This window comes from Caballeronia sp., from assembly GCF_049581465.1.
Lineage (GTDB): Bacteria > Pseudomonadota > Gammaproteobacteria > Burkholderiales > Burkholderiaceae > Caballeronia.
Map to the genome: position 1 here is coordinate 1 of NZ_JBAUSA010001126.1, position 1,794 is coordinate 1,794.

Annotated in this window: 2 protein-coding genes; one reads left to right on the forward strand and one right to left on the reverse strand. The window is 58.9% G+C overall.

The window, feature by feature from the left end:
- A partial coding sequence (locus WCA53_RS27555; RefSeq protein WP_423918275.1) for a LysR family transcriptional regulator occupies positions 1-869 on the reverse strand: 869 nt, incomplete at its 3' end.
- 176 nt (positions 870-1,045) lie between these two features.
- On the opposite strand from WCA53_RS27555, the gene WCA53_RS27560 reads away from it, so the two are divergent.
- A complete protein-coding gene (locus WCA53_RS27560; protein ID WP_423918278.1) occupies positions 1,046-1,750 on the forward strand; it encodes an SDR family NAD(P)-dependent oxidoreductase in 705 nt (234 codons plus the stop codon).
- The last annotated feature ends 44 nt before the right edge of the window (positions 1,751-1,794 follow it).

The following is a 1,794-nucleotide window of genomic DNA, read 5'->3' on the forward strand; positions in this document are numbered from 1 at the left end:
GGGTCACCCTCTAAACGCGGATGCCACATCTGCGATACCGTGATTCGCCCGGTCGTCACGGGAAGCTCAAAAGCGTAGGTCGTGACCGATACCGCTTTGCCCTGATTTTCGGGCTGGGCGTTCAGGAAAGAGGCGGGCACGAGCGCCACCAGATCGGACGTGCGGGCCACCGCCAGCGCCGCTGGAAAGCCCGGAACCACGGCCACGATCGTTCGCGCCAATCCTAAAGCAGCCAGCGCTGCATCCACCGGCCCGTTGGCGTGTCCGCGACGCGAAGCTACAACGTGGCCGAATGCGGCATAGCGTTCGGCCGTCACCTCGCCCTCGGTTTCAAGCGAATGCCCCTTCCTGACAACACCAAGGAAGCGGTCCCGAAACAGCGCCTGCACGCGCACTTCAGGGCCCATTTCACCCAGCACGCCGATCTCGAGATCGACCGAACCTTCCCGCAAGGGCGCCGCCGTCTTCTCGGGTTTTGGCGCAAAACGCAAACGCACGTGCGGTGCAACGGCAGTTGCCGCCGCGATCAGGGGAGCGCCAAAGGCCTCCACGAAACTTTCGTTGGTGCGAATCGTAAAGGTTCGCTCCAGCGTGGAGAAATCCAGTTCGGTAGCAGCAGGACGAAGTACGGCACGTGCCTCATGCGCCACATTTTGAGCGCGTTCGCGAAGTTCCGCCGCTCGCGGCGTAAGCACCATGCCTCGTCCTGCTCGAACCAAAAGGGGGTCACCGGTTGCCGCGCGAAGGCGAGCGAGCGTTCGGCTCATGGCGGACCCACTCAAGCCCAATCGGCGAGCGGCGCCTGCCACGCTGCCATCGGTAAGCAACGCGTCGAGCGCAATGAGTAGATTTAAATCCGGTTCAGACATTCGCGCAGCCTAGCACGCACCGGCCAGACATGGCGTTTGATGCATGTGTTAAGTGCGTCTGCTGCGTCTTCCGCCATGGCTCATGCATGGGTATCTTGATTGGACCCACTTACTCGAGAGGAAGCTTGTTCTTCGGCTCATATCGAAGAACGGCCTAATTTCTACAGGATCCTTACATGCAAAAATCTCTGTCGCGGAAAACTGTTCTCCTCATCGGCGCGTCCCGTGGTCTTGGATTTGCGATGGTCGAGGAATATCTGAAGCGAGGCTGGCGAGTCATTGCCACCGGGCGGGCTGACTCCACCGACAAACTTCGCAGTATCGCCGGGGCTTCCGACGAGATGCTCGACATTGAAGTCGTCGACATCACGCTTCCTGAGCAAATCGCAGCTTTACGTAGTCGCCTTGAAGCTCGACGGATAGATCTGCTCTTTGTGAATGCGGGCGTCAAGAACGACGATCGGGAAACGATAGCGGATGTCTCCACTGAAGAATTTGTACGCGTGATGGTGACGAACTCGCTGAGTCCGATGCGAGTCATCGAGGCGTTCCAGGACCTTGTCCCGCCGAGCGGAACGATAGGCGTCATGTCCTCTGGGCAAGGAAGTCTCGCTAACAACACTAACGGGAACTACGAGGTCTACCGGGGCAGCAAGGCCGCGCTCAACATGTTTATGCGCAGCTTTGCGGCGCGCCACGCCAACGACTCACGCACTCTGTTGCTAATGGCACCGGGCTGGGTGCGTACGGACATGGGTAGTCCTAAAGCTCGTCTAAGCATTGAAGAAAGCATTCCAAACTTGCTGAACACCATCGAGACACACGAAGGAAGCCCCGGATTACATTACCTGGATTATCTGGGGCGGGTCGTTCCGTGGTGAGCACCAACATCCGTAGCACGGTCCGCCGATCAATGGCACTATTG

Excerpts from the sequence above, each read along its gene's own strand:
- WCA53_RS27560 (WP_423918278.1), top strand. The coding sequence starts at position 1,046 with ATGCAAAAATCTCTGTCGCGGAAAACTGTTCTCCTCATCGGCGCGTCC.